A 17,101-nucleotide genomic window follows, 5' to 3' on the forward strand; every position below is an offset into this window, starting at 1 on the left:
CATGCTGTCGTTTTTGAAAAACATGTTTGAAAAGAAGCCGCAGGTCAAGGAACGGCTTCCTTTTTACGATATTGTCTGTCCGTACTGCTTCGCCAAATACGGACCAGACCAAGTTGTCTTCCGTGCCACACATCATCGTCAGGACGACGAAGACTACGCGTTGCAGGAGGATGAGATTCTCAATGCGTATCGGGATAAATTCGGACTCGATGCCGTCGATGAGTTGGAAGCGGTGATCGATCCTGAATCCATCCCGGAGGAAAACCATTTGTACGTTGATAACGTCCTCGCAGGTGTGACCGATCGGTATGGCATGGTTTCCAAGCGCAGATTATGCCCGAAATGCCACAACGAGCTGCCGATTACAGCGGGCAAAGCGCCGAGCAACATTATTTCGATTGTCGGGGCATCCCAAGTCGGGAAGTCCGTTTACATGACCTCATTGATCCATACCTTGCAGAACACGACTGCGAATCACTTCGATGCAGCGTGTATGCCGCTCAATGCGCAGATTAGCCGCAAGTTCCGGGAGAACTATGAGGCACCCTTGTTTGAACGCGGACAGTTGCTTGATTCTACGCAAAAAGAAAAGCGTCAGGAGCCGTTCATCTTCCAGTTCATTTTCAAGGATAGCGACAAGGCACCGTTGATCCTGGTGTTTTTTGACGTAGCGGGCGAGGGAATGGTCGACCGCGAGTATTTGGAGCTGTATGCGGCGCATGTGAAAAACTCATCAGGCATCTTGTTCCTGGTTGATCCGCTGCAAATCAAGACAATTCGCGATCGGGTCATGTTGCAAGCAGGGGATGAGCCCGGGGAATTCACGGCAAGGTACGACGAGCCGCGTGAGGTCGTTATTACGCTGTTTGAGAACTTCATCGGCTATCAGGAGCAGAGCAAGACACATATTCCGACTGCTGTCGTATTGACGAAGAGCGACATGCTGCATCTGATCAAGGAAGACGACGGCGAATACATCAAGTCCAACAGCAACGTTTTCCGCAATTTTGTCCATGAACAATATTTAAATACGACTGAATTTGAGAACATCGATGGGGAGATCCGCCGGTTCATCGAAAAGGTGGATAGACCGTTTAAAGACGCGTTGGATGTTTACTTTACGAATACGGCCTATTTCGCTGTATCTGCGCTGGGGAGCAATCCCGTCAATCAAAGGGTGAGTGGTGTCGTGACGCCGATTCGCGTCGATGAACCGTTTATTTGGTTGATGCACCAGCTTGATTACATCGAGGGGAGGGAGCGGTAGTGAGCAACCGTCAGCCCATTTTGCAGCAGTACTACACCCGCGGGCGACAAGGGGTTTTCCGTTCGAACGAAGGATACGATACTGTCGCCAAAACGCCAGGGCTGGATAACCAATTCATTAAAAAGGCGCTCCATCCGTTTTGCGTGTACGATGCGCCGCGACAGCTTCAAGAGCGGGCGGAAAGCAATCTGGCGCTCTTCCCGGAGGCGCTTGTCAGCTTCCAGGCCGAATCAGGAGAGATGGTTCTCGGTAGAAGTGTATTTGTCGGAGCGGATTTTACCGGTCAGCGCAATACGTTTTTTAGCCACAACTATGTCATTCCGGTAGAGCGTCGGGATGAGTTTATCAAGAATCCGGGCAAGATCTTTGGAGTGCGCTCTTTTACGAATCGTCACGACGATGCAGCGGGCAAGGAGCTTCCTACCGTCGATGACATCCCTTCTGAAAAAGGCTTATCGCAAGACCGAAAACAGCTGCTTGGGCAACTGGGCGTCGATGAGCGTTTATTCAAACAGCTCCTCTTTGCGGTGATGTCCTCGCTTGCAGCGAAAAAGAAGGTGTTCATCAGCCTGGATGTGGATATTAGTGCCTCATCCAAGAGTGCTGCTCAATTGTTGGAGATTTTGTACAGTTGTCTGCCTTATGAGATGCGCAGACATTTTGGGTTTCTCACTTTTAGCAACGAGCCGCAGAGCAAGAAGCATATCCACGTCACGTTCGTGGAAAAAGGAAGCATACGCCCAGGCGGGGGGCACAGCGACAAAGACTTTTTGTTCGACTTCGCCCTTGGTCGCGTTCAGAACGTCGATTTGCAGGACGGAGGACACGAATACCTCGACTTTGCTTGGGAGTATGTGAATGAGCCACGGATTTTGGATGCGTTCCACGAATTTTGTGAGGAAGTGCTGGCTGGAGCAGACCATGCACTGGCCTTGAACATTCGCACGTACTATGAGCTGTGTGCCCTGTATTTGATTGAAAAGGGACGAACGTCCGTGTATGAGAGCAAGCGGGCGGGCGTTTGGCAGGCGTTGAACAGCTATTTGGGACACAGCAGCCTGACACGCAAGAAACGGATGATCGAGCTTCAGGAAATGCTGATGAGGATCGAGGTAGAGGCGCTTTCGTCCAAACAGCTGCCTGACGGCGAGACGATCAAGCAAATGATTGAGTCCTACCGTGTCACCAGGCAGGAACGTCTGCAAATGGATTTGATCCGCTTCTTGATGGACGTGTTGATGAAGGCCAAGACCTCGAGACAGAGCAGCTACGTGGCAGAAGTGTACAAGCATTTGTCCAGCATCCGGGAGCTGTTTGGCTTCATGATGCGGACGATTTTTGGCTATCCACAGTTGGTGAAGCCGCTCTTTGAGGCTTATATGACCGAGCGGGTAGCCGCCGTGACCAGTTTGGACCAGATGCTAAAAGAAATTCGGTTTTGGACAGAAACAGAACCGCAAGCTATGCGCAATGCCGTTTTTGTTGCTACCACGACGGAAAAAGTATTGCGTCTATTTGCGCGTGAACGTCAAAAGCTCACTGCCGCCATTACCATCCATCAGTTCTTTGAAAGCATCGATGGGGCACGCAGCTATGCCGATGAGCTGTTGGATGAGCTGGACAAGTCCTTGATGAAGCTCGTCGCGCTAGACACGCTATCCAAGGATGATTTTCAAGTTCTCATCGCCCTTTTGGAGGAGAAGCCACAGAGCTTTTTCGGAACGCTGGATATGGAGAGTCGCCACAAACAAGAAATGCTCTTGAACCTGGCGAAGCTGCACGAAGAGAGAAGCACGCCACACCCGGCGGAGTTTTTCCGGAAATGGGATCGGGAAGCGATTTCCGTGCAGCAAAGAATGATCCAGAATATGTTGAGTAAACCGCTCCATGCGGACGAGTTCCCGCAGGTGCCGCTGGTCTTTTACCGGGAAGATCATTTTGGTCAGGAAGGCTTCCAGTTTGCAGAATTGCTGGAGTATGTTCAGCAAAATGGTGGGGAATCCGTTACACTGTCCTTTATCCAATGGACAATGAGCCAGCGGATGTTTTTCGAAGGGAAGTATTTGCTGCCTGCATACAGACAAGCACTGAAGGCCTTCTTCCTTGAGGAGAAAGGTAAGAGATTGCGGGACAAAGAATGGCGAAAACGGTGGTATGCGATCCGAAATGCTGATTTCCGCAAGCTTTTGGACGAGGTACGCAGCGAAACAGCCAATCCGCTCGTGAAGCTGTTTCGGCACAAAGCTACGGTGATATCCAGCGTAGTTGTCTTGCTAGGTGCTGGAGCGTGGGGAGGCTACATGGTTTGGGGAGGTACGAGTACGCATGTACAGCCACCTGAAACAAAGCCTGAACCGATCCGTCCTCCGGCTGTGTTCGTACCGGTTTATCGGTTGATGGTGGACGAGCCTGACATCCAACCTGTTCGTGGCGTTCTTGGGGAGCGAAGCCAAGATGCATCAACGGGCGGTCAGCCTGTTCAGACAACGACACCTTAAGTAAATAAAACGCCAACGCGGTCTGCTCTGGTAGGAGCGACCGCGTATTTCGGGGGTCGTTGTTGTACAAGAAAATGCCTCGAAAATATATTGACAAATATTTTTATTTGTGATATAATAAAATATTTTTCTGTTGAAATAACTCCTCGCTCCGTGATAAAAAGTAGTTGTGCGATGAAATGGTGTGAGGAGGAATAGGGTATGAAAGCTAACACAGGTGTGAAAATGATTCCGTTACAAGGAGAGGCATTTGGCAAGCCGATGGTGATCTATCCCACCTTGCTTTGGGATGATGATCAAGCGGTATTAGTAGATACAGGAATGCCTGGTTCATGGGAGACCATTCGTCAGGAGATGAGCCGTGCTGGCATACCACCTGAGCGTTTACAGGCTATCATTTTGACACATCAGGACATTGATCATATCGGCAGTCTTCCAGAAATCGTTCGTGAGCTTGGCGGACAGGTTGAAATATACGCGCATGAGCTAGATCAGCCGTATATTGAAGGCACACGCCCTCTCCTCAAAGCAAACCCCAAAAGCATGGCCCCATTACTTGCGATGTTGCCTGAAAAGGAACGCGAGCACTTGCAACGGCTTTGCGAAAATCCGCCAAAGGCAATGGTGCACAAGACACTAGCAGACGCAGAGATTCTGCCGTATTGTGGGGGAATTCGCATCATTCATACTCCCGGACACACGCCGGGGCATATCAGCCTTTATGTACAAGATAGCAAGACCTTGATAGCAGGTGATGCTATGGTCTACATGAACGAAGCACTGCGAGGACCGATTCCGCAAAACACTCTCGATATGGAAATGGCAGTAAACTCATTAAAAAAATTCGAGAACTTGGAAATTACTAGTATCATTTGTTATCATGGAGGCATGTGTCAAAACAACGTGCAAGAGCAGCTTCACGCTCTGATACGGTGAAGCAGTTACACGAGCTTACACGATAAAACAATGAATCCAGGTTGGAATATGTGGATATAAAAAGCGTGGAGGACACCAAGCTGGAGTAATCCTATGGTGTCTTTCCCATTTTATCCTTGCAACGTCTTTTGCGCTGTTTGCTCGATTTCGGTATGGGAGACTGGTGTAGCTGTAGAGGTTTTGTAGTATTTTTCCAGCGACTTTTCTGAACCTGTCCAACGAGCCAGTGCAGCGAACACAGCGAACATGCCTTTTTGCAGGAAGCGTGGAATGATTGGGAGGTAAAACTGACCCATCTGAAAGATCGTTCCCAAGAGGAGAATATTTTTCGGGATATTCTGCTTGATAATCGGCAAATAAAAGCTGCGCCCATCTGTATCGAGCCCGTATCCACAGCGGACAAACGCTTCAAAAGTACCTGCCGGACGGATTTCCACATCGAAGCTGACGAATTCGTTAGAGGGATTGTGGAACCCATGAATCTTGTCTGTCGGAATGGTTAGCTTCTCTCCCGGCTTCAGGATTACTTTTTTTCCAGCAATGGTTACCTCTAAATTTCCAATTACACCTTCAAAGGTTTCGACAAGTTTTGTATGATAGTGTAGAAAAATCCCGTTATCCGGTGGAAGATCGGTACGGAATAACAAATATTCGCCATTCGTTTCTTCCGTTGTCTTCAAAAAGGTAACTACTTCATTATTGTGTGGGTTACTTACACTGCGACTTAGATTTGACAAAACTATACCTCCTTGAAAAATAGTAAAAAGAGATTATTTTAAGACAGAATATAGATTAAATATAGATTATTTGTTCCGGGGCAACAATTAAAAAGATAGGATGTTCTACCTAAAGATGGAGTGGATAGTATGAGCGGCATGATCGTGGTTCCAGGGTATAGGGTGGTAGAGTTTCTTTCCACTCATTCAAAATTGGGAATTTATCGGGGTTACAGAAATAACGACAATCTCCCTGTCTTATTCAAAGTACCGATGGAAGGATCTTCCCATAAAGAATCTCTGTGGAAATTGAAGCATGAATATCGCATTCTTCAATCATTGGAATCCCATGCAGTGGAAACGATCATCGAACTCGTTACTCACAACCGTGAAACGGTAATGATTACGGAAGATTTCGGGGGAGTGCCGCTCTCCTTGCTTATGAAAATGAAAGGACTGTCGCTGAAGGAGATGCTCTTCATTGCGGTCCGTATGGCTTCCTGCTTGAAAGAAATCCATCAGCACGGAATCATTCATAAGGATGTAAATCCCGATCATATCCTGGTTCATCCTGAAACCTATGAGGTAAAGCTTGTTAGCTTTGGGTTGGCGTCTAAATGCCACCAAGAATACCAAAGTGTGATGAATCCAAAAGAATGGAAGGGGAATCTTCGCTACGTCTCACCGGAGCAGACGGGGAGAATGAATCGCACCGTCGATTACCGCTCCGACATTTATTCTTTTGGTGTCACGCTCTACGAGTTATTGACTGGAAAGCTGCCCTTTTTAACTTCGGACATGCTTGAACTCATACATGCTCATATGGCGAGAAAGCCGCTCGCTCCCTCCAGTGTAAAACCATCCGTTCCAGAGATTCTATCGGACATTGTGATGAAGTGTCTGTCAAAAAATACAGAGGATCGCTACTTTAGCATGTCTGGCTTACTGGCAGACATGCAGCGCTGCTATGACCAGCTTGAACAAAACGGTTTGATTACGCCTTTTCCGCTTGCTTTAGAAGATCGTGCTGATCACTTGCGGATTCCAGAGAGGCTGTATGGACGTGAGCAAGAAATCCAGATGCTCATCGATGCATTTGAGCAAGTTACGAACGGCGCTACGAGGATGGTTGTCCTCAGTGGCTCTGCAGGCGTAGGTAAATCTGCTCTCGTGCTAGAAGCGCAAAAAGCGTTTTTGAGAGGCCGGGGACGTTTTGTTTCAGGAAAGTTCGACCAATATAATCAGGCCGTTCCGTATTCGGCCATCATTCAAATCTTTCAGGACTTGATCAAGCAGCTCTTGGCAGGCCACGAACGCGAGTTGCTCACTTGGCGAGAGATGATACTCGACGCCATGCAAGGACTTGGTCAAGTGATCGTGGATGTCATTCCACAGCTTGAGGCAGTGATTGGCAAACAGCCTGCCGTACCTGAGCTACCTGCAACAGAAGCAAAAAATCGCTTTCAATGGGTGATGCAACGCTTTATTCGGATTTGGGCGCGACCAGACCATCCTCTTGTCTTGTTCCTAGATGATTTGCAGTGGGCGGATTCTTCTTCGCTTTTCCTGATCCGAGAGTTGGTTGCGGATATGCAGATCAGTCATTTTCTGCTGATTTGCGCTTATCGTGAGCATGATGGCAGTACGATGAATCCGTTGATTGCCCTTTTGACAGAGACAGGCATCAAGAGCCGCATTTTGCGTCAATTCACGTTATTGCCGCTTCGAGAACCCGAATTCAATGCGATGCTAGCGGATGCGTTGCATAGTGAGCCGGATATGACGAAGCCGCTGGTTACGATTATCATGCAGAAAACTGCTGGGAATCCGTTTTATGTAAGAGAATTCATTAAAACGCTGTATGATCGGAACTTGCTGTGTTATGTGAGAGAAGAACGGAACTGGCAATGGGATTTGGCAGAAATCGAGAAGCTGGGTACTACGGAAAACGTGGCCGATTTTCTCGTAGAAAAAATGAGAAGATTGCCTGATTCCACTCAGCAGCAGCTCGGTTATGCTGCTTGTCTGGGTAACTCGTTTTTGCTTCATTTGATAGCCAAGTCACGCAATCAAACGGAGTCAGAAGCCATCCAGCATATACGGCCTGCGATTGAGGAAGGTCTCATCTATCCGATTGAAGGAGCGGAATATCTGAATTACGCTGCGCTCGTGGAAGAAGAAGTGGCGTCTCAGATGAAGATTCGTTTCCGCTTTGTGCATGATCGTATTCAACAGGCCGCCTATTCGTTGTTAGCAGAGGCAGAGCGCGGACAGACTCACGTCAAGCTGGGCAGGATGATGTGGGAAATGTCCCAAGGGAGCGAATCTGGCTCCCTGTTCGAAATTTGCGATCATATGTACCGGGGCAAAGAGATACTGGAGGATCAGGCGGAGCGTATTCATGTAGCGTACTGTCATTTACTCGCTGGTCAAAAAGCGAAATTCTCTGCGGCATTTGAGTCCGCCTTGCAGTACTTCCAACGTGGTCTCGAGCTGGTCGGGGAAGAGGGCTGGCAGCAAAATCATGATCTGACCATGGAGTTGTGTGCGTTGACTGCGGAGACGACGTACCTCTGTAACCAATTGGATGAGGCAAAACAATTGTTTGAACGCGGGATGCAGCATGCCAAAACAGACCGAGAACGAGTACGCATTTTGGAAATGGAAATTCGCATGTATACACGACTGGCTGAATTTCCTCGTGTCATGGAGATCGCAAGCGAAGCCTTGGGGTTATTGGGCGTACCGATTCCCAAAAAGCCTGGCAAGCTCGATATCATTAAGGAAATGTTTCACATCAAACGCCGCCTCAAAGGCCGGAAAATAGATGAGCTGCTGTATTTGCCGGATGTTCCCGATGAAAATTATCAGATGGCGATGAGCATCATCAGCTACGCAGGCCCATCTGCTTACTATGTTAATCTCAATTGGTTTGCTTTAACGATTTTGCGTGCCCTTCATCTGTCGCTCGTACACGGAAACGCGGTCGCCTCGGCGAACGGTTATACCGGTTACGGGATCGTACAAGCTGCTCAATTCGGAAATTATCGAGAGGCTTACGAATTTGGGCAATTGGCTTGCCGTGTAGCAGACAGCTTCGCCGATCCGATCGCCATGACGAAGGCGTATGGTGCGTTTGCCTTACTGATCAATCACTGGTGCGAGCATGCGCGGACGAATATCCCTCTCCTGAAAAAAGCGATTCAGCTCGGCTTGGATGGTGGCGGCAACATTTATGCTGCCTACAATGCCCATGGGCTTTTGGAGGCCATGCTCTACTGTGGTGTGCCAGTGGAAGAATTGGAGCAGCAAATCGAGGAATACAGCGATATGATTCAACAAATCAAGGTCGTTGATCACGATGATCGACTCCTGTTATTGCGCCAGGCGCTGCATACTTTTACACGGTGGACCGACAAGGAACGAACGGCGTTTTGCCATGATGGATTTGACGAAGCGGCATATGTAAGCAACCTGCAAAAAGAAGGAAACAGCTACAAGCGGTACATGTACCACTACTATAAATCGATGGTTCATCTCATGTACGGGAACCACCTGGAGGCTGCAGAGCTGCTGGGTGAAGCAGAGCAATGGATGGATTCAGTCAGCGGACAAGTTCTTGTCAGCCAGCAAGTTTTTATGCAAACACTGGCATTGACGGGGCTCTATGAGAACGCCAACCGACAGGACAAATCGAAGTATGGGAAAAAAATCAAAGCAAATATCAAAAAGATGAAGACGTGGGCAAAGGAATGCCCGGAAAATTTTCAGCACAAGTGGTTGTTGATGCATGCTGAGTGGCTGCGTGTCACTGAGAAAAAACAAGAAGCAGGTCCTTTTTATGAACAAGCGGTTCAACTCGCCAAAAAAGATGTTTTCTTGCAAAACGAGGCAATGGCAAATGAATTGGCTGCCCAGCATTACTTGGCACTCGGACTCGATACGATTGCGAAGGTATACATGACTGAGGCACACGAGGTTTACATGCTTTGGGGAGCGGTTGCCAAGGCACGAGAGATTGGGGAACGGTACCCTTATCTTTTGCAACGGGTAAGAAACTTGGGGGCTTCCGCCGAGATTGCCACGACTGACCAGACAGCAGACCTCGTCGATTTAATGAGTGTCATCAAGGCATCGCAAACGATTGCTAGCGAGCTCCGCTTGGAAATGCTGCTGGCCACGATGCTGCGCACGGTGATGAGCAATGCAGGTGCGGAGAAAGGAATCCTCCTGCTGAAAAAAGATGGTGAATGGCTCATCGAAGCGGCAGGCTCTGTCGATTTGGACGTGGAGATCATGCAGTCTGTCCCGTATGAACATAGCGGGATGCTCTCTGTCGCCGTCGTGAATTACACCATTCGTACAGAAGAGATGCTGGTGCTCCACAACGCTTCGGTTGAAGGGGTCTTTTTCCGCGATACTTACATTGCGAAGCACCAGCCGAAATCGATTCTATGCTCCCCGCTCTGGCAGCAAGGAAAAATGATCGGCATCATTTATTTGGAGAACAACGAAACGACACATATGTTCAACGAAAAACGCTCAGAGCCGCTCAGACTGATCTTCTCGCAAATTGCGACCTTTATTGAAAATGCGAGACTGTATCATCAACTGGAGCAATGGAATCAATCCTTGGAAAAGATCGTGACAGAGCGTACCAATGAAATTCAGGCCCTTTTGCAAGCGAATAAAAATCTGTTAAACAATGCGGGACAAGGCTTTCTGTCTTTTTCCAAAAACCTGCTGGTCCATTCCGAATACAGTCGGGAATGTCTACGAATTTTTGGTCGAGAACTGGCTGGGGTGTCGGTCGCTGAGCTACTATACCCAGATCGTCCAGAGGACAGCATGTTTATTGAATCCCTTTTGGAAAAGTACTTTGAAGCAAAAGACCAAGGGCAAAAAGAGCTGTATCTCAGTCTTTTTCCTACGGAAATCCAGATCAATCAAATGCCGTTGAAGCTGGCATGTAAGCCGATTTATGAAGATCGGCGAGATTCGCCAGAGGGCTTGATGCTGATCCTGACTGATATGAGTGAGCAACGGGCGCTCAAATCCAAGATGGAGCGAGAATGGCAAAGGTTGAATATGGTCGTAACTGTAGCGATTAGTCTCCCGCTCTTCCAAAAGGTACTGCGAGCTTTTGATGCTTTCTTTGAGGATGGGTGGAAGCGAGTCCTCGGAGAAGAGATCCCGGATTCCGAGAAACTATTCAAATTGGTCGCTCAGATTCATCAATTTAAAGGTGACTTCAGCCAATTACACTTGATTCATACACCGCAAAAGCTGCATGATTTGGAATCGTGGTTGATTCAATGGGCAAAGTCCGAAGAACGCCTCTCCGACGAGGATGTGCGCGCCCAGCAGTCATTCGCAGAGGTTCAGGCTGCGATGCAACAAGATTTGTCGATCATGCAGCACAAGCTCGGGGTCGGGTTCCTGGATCATAACGAGCATGTGTACACCATTGCAAAAGAGCAATGGGAAAGCTTCGAGCATGAGATCACCAGTCTGATACAGGGGGAAGCTCAGCAGGAGCTGCTCCACCGCATCCGCAAGCTTCGCTATCGTCCTATGAAGGACATGTTGTCAAGGTATGAAGACTATGTAAGTGAGCTCGCTATCCGTTTGAATAAGACCATCGATCCGGTCGAATGGGATGCAGAAGAAGTACTGGTGGATCCGGAGCGATTCGAGAATTTTGCGAGGAGCTTGGTTCACGTATTCAACAATGCCATCGATCATGGAATGGAAGAAGAACAAGAACGATTGGCATGCGGAAAAGAACGCAGCGGCAAGATTCAATGCCGCATTTGGCAAGAGGATACTTCCTTGTGCGTCACGATTCGTGATGATGGGCGGGGCGGAGATAGGGAAAAGCTAAAGTTGGCAATGGCGGAGCATGCCACGGTGCAAGAAAATGCGAGTCTCGTATCGGGCAGAGGAATTGGCCTGTCCATTGTTAAGCAAGAGGTTGAGCAGTTGGGTGGAACCCTTCAGGTTGATACTCAAAAAGGTGAGGGCACCCGTTTTACCTTCCGAATCCCGTTGGAAGACATTCGCTAGACCCATAGAAACAACTGAGGCGACCGTGCCTCAGTTGTTTTGTTTGATCGACTAAAGAGAATTCGTAATGGAAGCCAAAAGTCGTTCTTCATCGATCGGTTTTAGAATATAATGGCGCGCTCCAGCGTTGATTGCTTCAAAAACGAGCGGCTTTAATCCGTTGGTGCTGACCATAATGATGTTGGCGTCGGGGAAGGTGCCGATGATCTTTTTGACAGTATCTATGCCATTCATTCCTGGCATATTGATATCCATCGTCACCACGTCGGGGAGGTGGGTCGCATACTTTTGATAGGCGTCCAATCCATTTGTTGCTTCTGCAATGACTTGATGGCCCGCCCGTTCCAAAATGATTTTCATGTAATCTCGTACTACAAGGGAGTCGTCTGCAATCAGTATACGAGCCATAAAACCTCCTGTATCGAAACGGTTAGTTATTCTTAGTAAGTAGTCTACTTTTACCATAACACTGATAGGAAAAATGTCGCAATCATTTGATCATAAAAAGTGTAGATGAACATATAAAAAACAAACGAATTCCAGTTTGTGATGAAACTGGATTTGTTTGTTTTATTTTCCAAATGGGTGATATAGTTGGGTTAGCAAAAGCAATCTGGCTTGCCGGGAGCATCACGATAGGCGAGCAAGGCATTGACCCCATGACTTAAGATGGCACCGGAACGTGTCACTGCGGCAACGAGTAGAGCCTCCATTATTTCCTCCATGGTGCCGCCTAGCTCTTTATACTTTTTGACATGAACATCGATGCAGTAGGGGCAGCCAGTCACGTGAGCGACCACAATGGCAATCAACTCTTTCGTTTTGACCGGGAGCTGGTGGGATTGCTGGTAGATTTGTCGCTCGAGAGAAAAATAAGAAGCGGCAGCCTCAGGGGCCAATTTCATCAATTCAGGGATATGCGACAAATTTGCTGATTCATAATACGAACGTGCTTTTGACATGAAACATCCTCTCCATTCCATGGGTAGTGGCTACGACTTCATTGTAGAGAGGGAAGATACTTGCTTCTGTAACTTACTCACCATTCTCACCAATCACCAGGAAAAAGGTTTTCCTGGAGGGCATCACGGCGAATAGCAGCGATTCGGCCTCGTCCTAATTGAAGCCATCCGGCTTTCTCAAACTCCTTGAGTGACCGACTGATTACTTCTCTGGCAGTCCCGAGTTCAATGGCAATCGCTTCATGGGTAACCGATAGGTGGTTGCTAGAATCAGTGGTACGACGGAGCAATAATTCGGCGATGCGGGCGTTGATCGGCTTAAACGCGATATCTTCGACCAGAGACGTGACGGAGACCATTCGGTTAATCATGTTTCGATAAATAAATTGACGCAAGTCCTTATAGCGATCCATCCATTCTTTGAAGACATCTACAGGCAAAAGCAGCAGCTCGGTTTCCTCTTCTAGCTGTGCGGACGCTTCATAGCCCGTCTCGCCTAAAATACTTGCCATCATGAGGACACAGACTCCCCCGCGTTGTACCCGATATAACGTAACCTCGCGTCCTGACTCGCTGATGATATAGATGCGGACCTTGCCTGACAATACAAAAGCAGCGTGGGCAAACAGATGACCCTGCTGCATCGTAAGCTGGGGAGAAAAGCGTTCCACTGTTATGTCAGGATGGCGCCATGCGCCTTCCGGAACAAGGGAAAAGCACGGAAAAGCATCCTTCACAAAGTGGATTCGATTCAAGTCCATTGTTTTACCCTCCGCGGCAACTTAATTGGTAAAATATTCATACATATAGTGTAGGGAAAAGACGCGATCTATACAATGGAATATCCGTCTGCAGACTGACGAGAGAACAACGCTGTAGCCTGATTTCTCTTCTACGCTGTTTTGCTACGATGATATAGAACTTATCTTGTAAAAATAACCAGTATCGAGGGGAAACAAAAATGAAACAAATGAAACAGTGGATAGGAGTAGGTCTCATCGCTGTAGGAATCGGTTTGGCCGGATGCACGATCAACAATAACGTGATCAAGATTGATGAAGAAAAAAGACAGATTGAATTACCTGCGGAGTCCATCGAGACGTTGAAGATTCTTACGGATTCAGGCGATTTGATCGTCAAAGGTGATGAAAAAGCAACCGTGATTCATGTAGAGGCGGATATCAAATCGAAAAATGTCAAACCCGAAGAAATCATCCTTACACTCGAGAAGGATGGGAATACCGCAACACTACGATCCGAAATAAACACAGATATCGGTGTTAACTATGTGGATATGACGCTAACGGTAATCGTTCCTGCCCAGCTGCCGATAGCCCTTACTGATGGATCAGGAGATATTGACATGACGAATCTAACAGGAAAGCTTACGATTGAGGATGACTCCGGTGATATTCAATTAACGAATACGAACGGAGAGGTAGAGATTCGCGATCAGTCCGGTGACATTACGATCAAGGATTCGTCTGCCCTCAAACTGATCGAGGATGACTCGGGTGATATCTTCATGGAAAATACGGGTGGAAATGTAGAGATTCACGATCAATCGGGCGATATGGTTATTCGAAATCATAAGGGCGACATAAAGATATCCGACGAAAGCGGCGACATGGTCATTGATACTGTCGAAGGAAATGTACGAATTGAGAATGACGGGAGCGGAGAGCGAACCGTTCTAAACATAAAAGGCTCGTTCACATCTAAATAAATCAGGACCGTCAGGGTTTTTGCCCTGGCGGTTTTCTTGTTCTTGTCGGTATTTTGACAGGTTGAGGGAAAAATTAGCCGACTAATGAAAAAAAGCTTTCCCTTCCGATAAAGAAGTGCTAATATAACAAAGGTAGTTCTAATTGAGAATGAATCTCTTTATTAATGATGATGAGAATTATTCTCTCTCGTAAATACTCGAGTCAATACGGAACATTACTCCAGGAAAAAGTAAGAAGAGTAGGGACGCGATGAAAAAGAGATATTTGATTGTAGCACTTATTTTGCTATCGTTCGTTTCACTTTTTATTGGTGTGAAAGATATTTCTCCGTGGGATTTGTTCAATCTCACAGATGACAAAGTGCAAGTGCTGTGGATTAGCAGGATTCCGCGTTTGATCAGCATTATCATCGCAGGGATCAGCATGAGTATCGCCGGATTGATCATGCAGCAGCTGACCCGAAACAAGTTCGTTTCTCCAACGACAGCAGGGACAGAGGACTCCGTTCGATTCGGAATATTGGTTTCACTCTTGGTGTTCGCTGATGCGAGCTCATGGGTGAGGCTGCTCGTTGCTTTTGCATTTGCTCTCTTTGGAACCTTTGTCTTTATGAAGATTCTTGAAAGAATCAAATTTAAAGACTCTATATTCATCCCGTTAGTGGGACTGATGTTTGGAAACATCGTCGGATCCATCACGACGTTTTTCGCTTATAAGCATGACCTGATGCAAAACATGTCTGCTTGGTTGCATGGAGATTTCTCCACCATTATGAAAGGCAGCTACGAGCTTTTGTACATAAGTATTCCGCTGGTGATTGTCGCTTACTTGTATGCGAACAAATTCACCATTGCGGGGATGGGTGAAGAGTTCGCCATCAACCTCGGGTTGAACTACAAGCATGTCGTCAACATTGGATTGGTCATCGTCGCTTGTGTAACTTCGGTAGTCATTCTCACGGTAGGGACAATCCCGTTTTTGGGGCTGATCATTCCCAACCTGGTTACGATCTACCTGGGAGATAACCTGAAAAAAAGCTTATCTCATACCGCTTTGCTTGGCGCGGTGTTTGTACTTGCTTGTGATATCCTGGGACGCCTCATCATCTTCCCATACGAGATTTCCATCGGCTTGATGGTTGGGGTCATAGGCAGCGGGATATTCGTGTACTTACTCATGAGAAGAAAGGCATATGAACAATGAAAGCGAAGATAGGTGCCCTGTCGATTGTGGCCATTGCTTTGATAGCCATTTTTATGATGATTGACGCCGGTGGCAACTGGGATTATGTCCTTCCTCGGCGGGCTAAGAAAATTCTTGCCGTCATTTTAACCGGTTGCATCATCGCCTTCTCTACGATGATCTTCCAGACAATCACGAACAACCGAATCTTGACGCCTAGCATCATCGGCCTCGATTCGCTCTATATGTTCATCCAAACATTTGTGATCTTTGTGTTTGGCTCCACCCATTTCACCTTGATGAACAACAACGTGAACTTTCTAATCTCGACAGGTGGGATGGTGCTTTTCGCAGGCTTGCTCTACAAATTCCTGTTTAAAAGGGAAGGGCAAAATATTTACTTCCTGCTCCTCATCGGATTGATCTTGGGCACATTGTTCAGCAGTTTGTCCACGTTCATGCAAGTATTGATTGATCCGAATGAGTTTTTGGTTGTGCAAGACCGAATGTTCGCCAGCTTCAACAATGTAAAAACAGACCTGTTGATTACGAGCTTTGTTCTGGTCATCGGAATCATGATTTACTTCTGGCGATACATCAAGTACTTGGATGTGTTATCACTCGGTCGGGATCAGGCGATCAATTTGGGGATTCCGTACGATTTTGTCATCAAGCGGTTTCTCATCGTCATTGCCATTCTCGTATCAATCGCGACAGCGCTCGTTGGACCGATTACCTTCCTTGGACTGTTGGTAGCGAATCTCGCCCATCAGTTTATGAAAACCTATCAGCATAAATACTTGCTGCTGGGCTCGGCTTTAATCAGTGTGATTGCACTGGTTGGCGGTTTGTTGATTGTGGAGCGTGTACTTGCGTTCTCCACGACGCTCAGTGTCATCGTCAACTTTATTGGTGGGGTTTACTTCATCTATCTTCTGTTAAAGGAGAATAAAGCGTGATAGAAGTCCGGAATGTCACAAAACAGTATGGTAGCAAAAATGTCGTGGAAAATGTCTCTGTGAAGATTGCCAAGGGGAAAATCACGTCTTTTATCGGACCCAATGGGGCCGGAAAGAGTACGCTGCTGTCGATGATTAGTCGCCTGTTGACCAAGGATCAAGGCGAGGTTTTCATTGAGGGTCAGGAGATTGGACAGACAAAGAGCAGTGAGCTGGCGAAGAAAATCTCGATTCTCAAGCAATCGAACCACATTACGGTGCGGTTGACGATTCGTGAGCTGGTCAGCTTTGGTCGCTTCCCGTATTCACAAGGCAATTTGACAAAAGAGGATTGGAAGTATGTAGACGAGGCTATCCAATATTTGGAGCTCACGGACATTCAACACAAGTACCTCGACCAGTTGAGTGGCGGTCAGCGTCAACGCGCTTACATCGCGATGGTTGTCGCTCAAAATACGGAATACGTCCTCTTGGATGAGCCGCTCAACAATTTGGATATGAAGCATTCCGTCCAGATCATGAAAGTGCTGCGACGTCTGGTAGACGAAAGGGGCAAAACAGTTGTCATTGTCATTCACGATATCAACTTCGCTTCCGTCTATTCGGATTATATCGTCGCTCTCAAGGATGGCAAGGTCGTGAAGGAAGGCACTACAGACGAGATCATCACACGACCGATCTTGAAAGATGTCTATGACATGGATATCCATATCGAAGACATTGAAGAAAATAAAATCTGTGTCTATTTCGCGTAAGCTCCATTTTCCTATCGTTAAAATTTTGATGGC

General features: G+C 47.3%; 12 protein-coding genes. 8 read left to right on the plus strand and 4 right to left on the minus strand.

The genetic code is table 11. The annotated features are described in order from the left end of the window. The first annotated feature begins 1 nt into the window (after window position 1). The 3 genes from HPY28_RS14030 (at window position 2) to HPY28_RS14040 (ending at window position 4,701) form a co-directional block, all read left to right on the plus strand. A complete protein-coding gene (locus HPY28_RS14030) occupies window positions 2-1,267 on the plus strand; it encodes a TRAFAC clade GTPase domain-containing protein (protein ID WP_017246636.1) in 1,266 nt (421 codons plus the stop codon). Further along, entirely contained in the window at window positions 1,267-3,765 is a 2,499-nt protein-coding gene (locus tag HPY28_RS14035) for a GAP1-N2 domain-containing protein (RefSeq protein WP_174230779.1), read from the plus strand. Before HPY28_RS14030 ends, HPY28_RS14035 begins: the two co-directional genes overlap by 1 nt. A gap of 201 nt (window positions 3,766-3,966) precedes the next feature. Continuing rightward, on the plus strand, window positions 3,967-4,701 hold the full coding sequence (locus tag HPY28_RS14040; protein ID WP_173623421.1) for an MBL fold metallo-hydrolase: 735 nt from the start codon (window positions 3,967-3,969) through the stop codon (window positions 4,699-4,701). Window positions 4,702-4,811: 110 nt separating this feature from the next. On the opposite strand, the gene HPY28_RS14045 is transcribed toward HPY28_RS14040, so the two are convergent. Beyond that, a complete protein-coding gene (locus tag HPY28_RS14045) occupies window positions 4,812-5,438 on the minus strand; it encodes a cupin domain-containing protein (RefSeq protein WP_174230780.1) in 627 nt (208 codons plus the stop codon). 129 nt (window positions 5,439-5,567) lie between these two features. Here HPY28_RS14045 and HPY28_RS14050 point away from each other — a divergent pair, with 129 nt between their 5' ends. After that, window positions 5,568-11,483 carry an AAA family ATPase gene (locus tag HPY28_RS14050; protein WP_174230781.1) on the plus strand — a complete coding sequence of 1,972 codons (5,916 nt, stop codon included), beginning with the start codon at window positions 5,568-5,570 and terminating at the stop codon, window positions 11,481-11,483. A 51-nt stretch (window positions 11,484-11,534) separates the two neighbouring features. On the opposite strand, the gene HPY28_RS14055 is transcribed toward HPY28_RS14050, so the two are convergent. The 3 genes from HPY28_RS14055 to HPY28_RS14065 form a co-directional block, all read right to left on the minus strand. After that, window positions 11,535-11,891: a response regulator gene (locus HPY28_RS14055; protein ID WP_017246631.1), complete on the minus strand. Its 357-nt coding sequence runs from the start codon at window positions 11,889-11,891 to the stop codon at window positions 11,535-11,537. A gap of 191 nt (window positions 11,892-12,082) precedes the next feature. Further along, window positions 12,083-12,445, minus strand: a complete 363-nt coding sequence (locus HPY28_RS14060) for a carboxymuconolactone decarboxylase family protein (protein WP_069849882.1) — start codon at window positions 12,443-12,445, stop codon at window positions 12,083-12,085. 86 nt (window positions 12,446-12,531) lie between these two features. Then, window positions 12,532-13,206, minus strand: a complete 675-nt coding sequence (locus HPY28_RS14065) for a Crp/Fnr family transcriptional regulator (protein WP_174230782.1) — start codon at window positions 13,204-13,206, stop codon at window positions 12,532-12,534. 200 nt (window positions 13,207-13,406) lie between these two features. On the opposite strand from HPY28_RS14065, the gene HPY28_RS14070 reads away from it, so the two are divergent. The 4 genes from HPY28_RS14070 (at window position 13,407) to HPY28_RS14085 (ending at window position 17,068) form a co-directional block, all read left to right on the plus strand. Beyond that, window positions 13,407-14,171 carry a DUF4097 family beta strand repeat-containing protein gene (locus HPY28_RS14070; protein WP_174230783.1) on the plus strand — a complete coding sequence of 255 codons (765 nt, stop codon included), beginning with the start codon at window positions 13,407-13,409 and terminating at the stop codon, window positions 14,169-14,171. A gap of 250 nt (window positions 14,172-14,421) precedes the next feature. Next, window positions 14,422-15,375 carry an ABC transporter permease gene (locus tag HPY28_RS14075; RefSeq protein WP_174230784.1) on the plus strand — a complete coding sequence of 318 codons (954 nt, stop codon included), beginning with the start codon at window positions 14,422-14,424 and terminating at the stop codon, window positions 15,373-15,375. Then, a complete protein-coding gene (locus HPY28_RS14080; RefSeq protein ID WP_017246626.1) occupies window positions 15,372-16,313 on the plus strand; it encodes an iron chelate uptake ABC transporter family permease subunit in 942 nt (313 codons plus the stop codon). The genes HPY28_RS14075 and HPY28_RS14080 overlap by 4 nt, the downstream gene beginning before the upstream one ends. Next, window positions 16,310-17,068, plus strand: coding sequence for an iron ABC transporter ATP-binding protein (locus HPY28_RS14085; protein WP_017246625.1), 759 nt, complete (start codon window positions 16,310-16,312; stop codon window positions 17,066-17,068). The genes HPY28_RS14080 and HPY28_RS14085 overlap by 4 nt, the downstream gene beginning before the upstream one ends. Window positions 17,069-17,101 lie beyond the last annotated feature (33 nt).

The sequence above is a fragment of the Brevibacillus sp. HB1.2 genome (genome assembly GCF_013332495.1).
Lineage (GTDB): Bacteria > Bacillota > Bacilli > Brevibacillales > Brevibacillaceae > Brevibacillus > Brevibacillus porteri.

Bases quoted from the DNA above. Each gene is read 5' to 3' on its own strand.
- HPY28_RS14060 (WP_069849882.1), bottom strand. From the start codon at position 12,445: ATGTCAAAAGCACGTTCGTATTATGAATCAGCAAATTTGTCGCATATC.
- HPY28_RS14055 (WP_017246631.1), bottom strand. From the start codon at position 11,891: ATGGCTCGTATACTGATTGCAGACGACTCCCTTGTAGTACGAGATTAC.
- HPY28_RS14030 (WP_017246636.1), top strand. From the start codon at position 2: ATGCTGTCGTTTTTGAAAAACATGTTTGAAAAGAAGCCGCAGGTCAAG.
- HPY28_RS14065 (WP_174230782.1), bottom strand. From the start codon at position 13,206: ATGGACTTGAATCGAATCCACTTTGTGAAGGATGCTTTTCCGTGCTTT.
- HPY28_RS14075 (WP_174230784.1), top strand. From the start codon at position 14,422: ATGAAAAAGAGATATTTGATTGTAGCACTTATTTTGCTATCGTTCGTT.
- HPY28_RS14070 (WP_174230783.1), top strand. From the start codon at position 13,407: ATGAAACAAATGAAACAGTGGATAGGAGTAGGTCTCATCGCTGTAGGA.
- HPY28_RS14080 (WP_017246626.1), top strand. From the start codon at position 15,372: ATGAAAGCGAAGATAGGTGCCCTGTCGATTGTGGCCATTGCTTTGATA.
- HPY28_RS14050 (WP_174230781.1), top strand. From the start codon at position 5,568: ATGAGCGGCATGATCGTGGTTCCAGGGTATAGGGTGGTAGAGTTTCTT.
- HPY28_RS14040 (WP_173623421.1), top strand. From the start codon at position 3,967: ATGAAAGCTAACACAGGTGTGAAAATGATTCCGTTACAAGGAGAGGCA.